This window comes from Vibrio sp. V39_P1S14PM300, from assembly GCF_009904765.1.
In the GTDB taxonomy this organism is placed as follows: Bacteria; Pseudomonadota; Gammaproteobacteria; order Enterobacterales; family Vibrionaceae; genus Vibrio; species Vibrio proteolyticus.
Map to the genome: position 1 here is coordinate 1 of NZ_WXWP01000336.1, position 6826 is coordinate 6826.

Genomic DNA, 6826 nt, shown 5'->3' on the forward strand with positions numbered 1-6826 from the left:
AGGATGGACAGTGCGGTACTCATTAAAACAACTTGCAGTATTTGATGCCGTCGCAGATACAGGCAGCGTCAGCCAAGCCGCAGACAAGCTTGCACTGACACAATCGGCGACCAGTATGTCGCTTGCCCAACTGGAAAAAATGCTCGGACGGCCCCTGTTCGAACGTCAGGGCAAACAAATGGCGCTGACGCATTGGGGGATGTGGCTACGGCCTAAAGCTAAACGATTATTACAAGACGCCCAGCAGATCGAAATGGGGTTCTACGAGCAGCACTTACTCAGTGGTGAAATTCGTCTGGGCGCCAGCCAGACACCAGCGGAACATCTGGTGCCTGACCTCATCAGTATTATTGATAATGATTTTCCTGAAATGCGCATTTCTCTCGGAGTGAAAAGCACCAATGGTGTGATTCAGGGGGTATTGGACTACAAATACGATCTCGGCGTGATAGAAGGGCGATGCGATGATAATCGCCTCCATCAAATGGTGTGGTGTCGCGACCATCTTACGGTTGTCGCATCTGCGCACCACCCGTTTGCCAAACGAGAAACGGTCAGTCTGGCACAGCTCGAGCAAGCCAAATGGGTGTTGCGTGAGCATGGTTCTGGTACGCGCAAAGTCTTTGACAGCTCAATCCATCATTTGATTGAAGATTTGGATGTCTGGCGTGAATACGAGCACGTACCGGTGCTGCGCTCTCTGGTTGCCAACGGCCCCTATCTGACCTGTTTGCCTTATCTGGATGTAGCCAAATTTATTCACAGTGGCCAACTGGTCGCGCTTAACGTTCCTGAGCTGGATATGGAACGAACCCTGTCGTTCATTTGGCGCTCGGACATGGCTGAAAACCCGTTAGCTGAATGCATCAAACGGGAAGGTTTAAGAATGATGAAAGGGCAGCCTACAGTGTTGTAAGTTGGGGGATGATAACCACCGCGCATCCATTCATCAACAAAATTGATGGAAGCTATTTGCAATTCATGTCATGGATTCGAATACGATATTTATAACGATAAATGTTGAATAAACGTTTGCGTAGACATAATGATGAAAACCTATGTCCGAATTGAATGCTAATTGTGATCTTTGTCAGGAAAGTTGTTCGATTTGGTTTTAATATTCTCGCTTGATTCACTGATGTTGCACAGGCCTGATGGGGTCGTTGGCACACGCGAGGAATATATGAATACACTGGTTGCTATTTCGTTAACTACCGGAATTTTATCTGGTGTTTGGGGATGGATAGCTGTGTCATTGGGCTTACTTTCCTGGGCTGGGTTTCTGGGCTGCACCAGTTACTTTGCTACACCAAATAGTGGACTGAAAGGTTTGGGCGAAAGCCTGCTCACCAACATGACGGGGGTGTTTTGGGCAATCGTGATCATCAAATCGTCGCAGTATATCAGCCTGGAAATTCTGGGTTATGTGATTACCGCGATTGTGGCTTTCTTTATGTGTATTCAGGCTAAGCAAGCCTGGCTTGGGTATATCCCTGGCACGTTTATTGGTTCGTGTGCCACATTCGCAGCTGGCGGTGATTGGCAACTTGTGGTGCCGTCCCTGCTGCTAGGTGGCCTGTTTGGTTATCTAATGAAAGCCTCAGGATTGTGGTTACACCAGAAATCAACCCAACCTAAAGTGAGCTCAAAGGTAGTCGCTGAGACGCAATCTCAGTGAGGGCAGCTTGAGGTTAACCCCCGATTGATTTGTATCAGCACATTGCAATTATATTAGATACAGGCACTCCATGATGGAGTGCCTTTTTTTGCTCGGTGCTTGCCAACCTTAAGTGTTGCCGTTTGCCATGGTAATGACTCGTTTAAGCGTCCAGCGCAGTAAAAGTGGGATGCATTCCATGCCACGTTCTTCACAATGCGACACGATGGCCAGAGCCAGATCCGGTTTGGCGTGCTTCTTGAGCACCCGAGTGACCACTTTTTTGGCTGGGATCGGATGGTCGTGCGGGATCTTCACCATGTCTTTGAAGAAATTTTCAAATCCGTGGGCGTATAAATAATGTTCGATGTCTTTGTCCGGCAGCTCAGTCAACCGATGACGTTCCTGATCATGCCCCAGCATGTTTCTGACCGTATGCGCGTATTTTTTACCTGCCGGGTCACCGTCGGTCACCACGTGCCAGTCAATGCCAAAGGCTTTTGCGACCTTGATAAGAGATTTTAACCCGGATTGGGCAAATTCAATGATTTGTACGCCTTCTGCTGCCAGGTTGTAACCACACTGATTCGCCAGTTCGTTAAAAAGCCAGACTTCGGTTTCACCTTCAACCAGTAACCAGCATCGGGCGAACAGAGCGCCCGAGCGATGAAAGCGGATGTGGAATCCGATGCGGCGCAATTCGTCTTTGCCTAACCGTTGAGTGGGCAAATAAGTCGCGACGGTCTTGTCTGACTGACGAACCAGGCGCCGGATCGAATTCAAAGGCAACTGACGCAGTAAATCGGCACTGTTGGTGGTCAGAATTTTTTGCATGGGCAGAAGTTGCAGCAAACTCCAGGCGCGTGCCAGGTGAGTCGGGTGAAGCCGACCTTCTGGGTCTTCAATAATCAATAGCGGCCGCGCGCAGCGACGCAAATCATTGGGCCCTTTGGCTTGCAGATAAGCATTCAGCAGCCCCATTAACAGCAGCCGGGTCTGCTTGTTGCGAGTTTCTTCAACAATTTTACTTAGATTGCTGTCGCTGGGCGAAGAAGTGAAGAACACACCGTCCCGTTGTTTTCTCGGGTTTTTACGACTTTGACTTTTGAAAGAGAAGTAGTGTTCAATCAATGAGTTCATCGATGCGAGACTGCTTTTCATTTCGCCTTTGTTCACGTGTCCGGGAATCGCCATTAGTCGTCGACACGTGTTATTGATGCGTTTTTCAACACGCGCGTTAACCGGGTCAGTGGAGCTGATTGGGCGATCAAAGCGGCGTGAGTCTCGCAAGCGAATCACCGGATGTAAGCTCATCAACTCTTTTGCCAGTTTGTCAGCATGGTGTAACGATTTGGGATTGCCTTTGGCATCTAGGAACGCGTAGGTGGTGGTAATGTCATACAAGTTTCTTGATGCACTGATCCGGTAGTAAATCCGGTGATTTCCGTCTTGATCTTCGACCCACAATGGTTTGATTCTTCGATATCGACCGGCTTTCAACTCATGCCTGTCGCTGGCGATCAGGCTGAGTACAATTTGCAGATGCTGGGTTTGAGGATGTGAAATCGAGTAATCGACATGAAAATCCATCATCTCAAATTGATAAAGTTCGCCATCCGCTGGCAGTGCGACGGACAGGGCGTCGAGCAAGGATGACTTGCCCCAGGTGTTTTCGCCAATCAATGTCGTCAACTCATCAAACGACAATGACAGGCGACGAATGCCACGGAATCCTGAAATTTCTACTCTATCTAACTGCATACTGACATTCCTTGCTGTTCCGGGGAGCTGCGAACGAAGGCGCTGAGACGGGTGAGATGCAAAAAAAGAAGGCACGCTCGATGTCAACGTTCATTTACAGCAAGTTAGTTGCTTACTATTAAGCATAATTGAAAAAATCAATATAAGCAGATATTTAGCTCACAGAACCTTGTGATGCACGTCGGTGTTATACAGTCAGTCGTCTGCTTAAATAAATTTCTTTGCATCCTCGTTTCATAAAAGTCACGATTCTGTCATGATCGGTGCGCTAGGATGGAATGGAATAAAAGAGAAAGAATATGACACAAAAAAGCAATAAACCGGTGAGATTGACACTGGCACACATTAATGACACCCATTCCTATTTTGAACCAACGTCACTGCAGTTAGACCTGACCATCCACGGTCAACGCATTCATCCATATGTCAGTGCAGGTGGTTTTGCCCGTATCGCCACACGCGTGGGTCAGCTTCGTGATGATGCTGCGCGGATGAAACGCGGTTTCCTTTTCCTGCATGCTGGGGACTGTTTCCAGGGGACACTGTATTTTTCGCTGTTTAAAGGTAAGGCGAATGCCGACATGCTCAATGCGTTAAATATTGACGCGATGACACTGGGAAATCATGAGCTGGATATGGGAAATGAACCAGTCGCGCATTTTGTTGAACGTATCCGTTTTCCTTTTCTAGCGGGCAACTGGGATCTGAGCAACGAAAGCCCGAGTAAGGCCGCCACAATAGGTTCTCATCCGCGCGTTCACAGTTATCAACCACACACAGCAACGGCCGATTGGATAACGAAAGATATTGACGGCGAAAAGGTCGCTATTTTTGGTTTGTCCCTCGACAAAATGGTGGACATTTCTAACCCGGATTCAGATACACCTTTTGTTGATGCAACCGAAACGGCCAAAAGAACGGTTGCTGCGATCAACGCACAAGGCATCAATAAAATTATCCTTTTAAGCCATCTTGGCTACGACGCCGATTTGGCTCTGGCTGAGGTAGTGAACGGGATATCCTTGATCGTCGGTGGCCACAGTCACCGCCTTCAAGGCGATTTCAGTGACATTGGCCTTGAAAAAGACGATGAATACGGTGTTCGCATCAACGATACGTATGTTGTACAGGCCGGATATCATGCATTAAGCATCGGTCATTGCATGATTGATTTTGATGCAAGCGGGCGAGTTGCTGCATTTCACGGTCAGAACGAATTGTTGCTGGGACGTCGATTATTTTTGGACGCCAGCATGAGTGAAACCGGCGATGATGAAACGCATCATGCGGCGTGTGATTATCTTAATAACCATCCTAACGTCATCGTGTGCAAGAAAGATAAAACCGTTCAGGGGATCCTGCTGGACAAATACATTCCACGCGTACGCAAACTGCAGCAACAAATCATTGCTACCGCGGATGACATGCTCCGGCATGTGCGGATTCCAGATGATAAAGGTCCGAGCCAGTTGGCATCTCTGGTGGCAGAATCGTTCCACTTCGCCATGAACCAGCGGGGAATGAACGTACAGTTCGCGATTCATAATGCTGGAGGGGTGCGTAACTCGCTGAATGCCGGTGACGTCTCGGTTGCCGATATTGCCGGAAAGTTACTGCCGTTTGCCGTTCCGATCGGTGTATACGAAGTTCTAGGACGTGATGTTGCCGCTGCGCTGGAAGGAGCCATCAATAATGCGACTAACAATGGTGTGGAAGGAACTGGTTCGGGTTCGTACCCTTATACGTTTAATCTGAGTTACGAGTATGATGCCAACGCTGAAGCCGGAAAACGTATTTGCAATCTAAAGCTATACTCGCCGAACGTAGGTTGGCAAGCTATTGAATTCGATAAGCTTTATCGCGGCACTTCATCGGCTTATACCATGAAGGGCAAGGAAGGCTATGAAGCATTACTGAACATGAAGGGCGATGGCCTGGTCACATGCGTGTCGATGGCGGATTGTTTTATTGAGCTGTTAAGTGCAGAGCCAACCAAGCTAAACAGAAAGGACAAAACTGAGGTGGTGATTAAATAACCTAGTCTGGCACGCTTGTTGCTCTGGTTAGATCGGCGTTTCATTTCATCAGGAACTGTCTGAATGACCGGAGGAAATATGTGGAGACGCGACTGGATTGACATAGCTCTGGTAGTAACATGGGTCGGTGTCTGGTCAGCCTTAGTTTATCTGGTACCAATGGGTGGTATCTGATTAACAACAATTCATCTTATCTTTGTCCTAATGAAAAAGGAGCAGGAAATCTTGCTCCTTTTTGATTTTTTTCATAGACGTAAAGCCATCGGAGGATTAGAATTCGCCCTGTTTGGGGAGTAGTCGCCTCTGGTTTACTTATCGTCATCTCGTTAGACCTCTGTCTATCCGGTAAGTATAAACTTCGTCTCTTTGAGTACGTGGTTTCGACGAGACCAACGCAATCAAGGTTGATCGTGTTTGATCAGCCATTGTTGTTTGCGGACGGTTTCTGAACTCGGTTGATTACACCAACAGGATCCTTCCGCTCAAAGGAGGACTCATGACCCCAATGACCTATCTGGGCTTCGGCCTATTGACTCTCTTCCTCGTATCGCTTGACGTCTGGCAGACGCGTGGTGGAAAAATCACCATTCGCAGAGCGGTTGTCTGGAGTGTGTTCTGGTTTCTTCTGGCGTTCCTGTTTGCCGCTAGCATCTATTTATTCTGGGATCTCTATGCGCCGGGCAGCAATTATTCAGCTGAAAAAGCCACGGTATCCTTCATTACTGGCTATCTGCTAGAGAAGTCACTCAGCGTCGACAACTTGTTTGTATTTGCGATTATTTTCCATCAATACTCTGTACCTGAATCTCTGCGTCCGCGTGCGTTGTTATGGGGTGTAGTTGGTGCACTTTGCCTGAGAGCGATCATGATTGCCGTAGGTGCTCAGTTACTGGCTGACTATCACTGGCTTCTTTATGTGTTTGCCGCCTTCCTGATTTGGACAGGTATTCAACTGGCGATAGATAAAGGTGAGGAAGAACTCAGCCCAATGCCAGAAAAACTGATACGAAAGTTTGCCCAGGTATCCAGTGACTTTCGTGGTAATGCGCTATGGACTAAAGAGCAGGGGACGTGGATGGTAACACCGATGATGATCGTCGTCGGTGTAATAGCCTTTATGGATGTGATGTTTGCACTGGATTCCATTCCGGCGATTTTTGCAGTCACCCGCGAACCGTTCCTGGTTTTGGCGGCAAACGTATTTGCATTGTTGGGGTTGCGTTCACTGTATTTTGTATTGCAGGGGATGATGGATAAGTTTATTTACCTCAAACCGGCGTTGGCGTTCATTATGATGTTTATTGGTGTAAAGATGCTTTTGGTCGGGACTCAGTGGGAGATTCCAACCGTTCTGTCTCTGACCGTACTCTTA

General features: G+C 47.9%; 5 protein-coding genes. 4 read left to right on the plus strand and 1 reads right to left on the minus strand.

Going from position 1 to position 6826, the window contains the following annotated elements:
- The first annotated feature begins 10 nt into the window (after window positions 1-10).
- Together CAG65_RS17500 and CAG65_RS17505 are read left to right on the plus strand one after the other, a co-directional pair.
- Complete coding sequence (locus CAG65_RS17500; RefSeq protein ID WP_021705300.1) at window positions 11-916, plus strand: LysR substrate-binding domain-containing protein; 906 nt, start codon at window positions 11-13, stop codon at window positions 914-916.
- 267 nt (window positions 917-1183) lie between these two features.
- On the plus strand, window positions 1184-1678 hold the full coding sequence (locus CAG65_RS17505) for a DUF1097 domain-containing protein (RefSeq protein WP_021705299.1): 495 nt from the start codon (window positions 1184-1186) through the stop codon (window positions 1676-1678).
- 108 nt (window positions 1679-1786) lie between these two features.
- Here the strand turns inward: CAG65_RS17505 and CAG65_RS17510 are convergent, their stop codons facing one another.
- Window positions 1787-3418 (minus strand): ATP-dependent endonuclease, encoded by a 1632-nt coding sequence (locus CAG65_RS17510; protein WP_161454447.1) that lies wholly within the window; start codon window positions 3416-3418, stop codon window positions 1787-1789.
- A gap of 299 nt (window positions 3419-3717) precedes the next feature.
- Between CAG65_RS17510 and CAG65_RS17515 the strand changes: the two genes are divergently transcribed.
- Complete coding sequence (locus tag CAG65_RS17515) at window positions 3718-5454, plus strand: bifunctional metallophosphatase/5'-nucleotidase (RefSeq protein WP_161454448.1); 1737 nt, start codon at window positions 3718-3720, stop codon at window positions 5452-5454.
- A gap of 496 nt (window positions 5455-5950) precedes the next feature.
- Window positions 5951-6826, plus strand: an 876-nt coding sequence (locus tag CAG65_RS17520) for a TerC/Alx family metal homeostasis membrane protein (RefSeq protein ID WP_161454449.1), incomplete at its 3' end; no start/stop codon positions are given.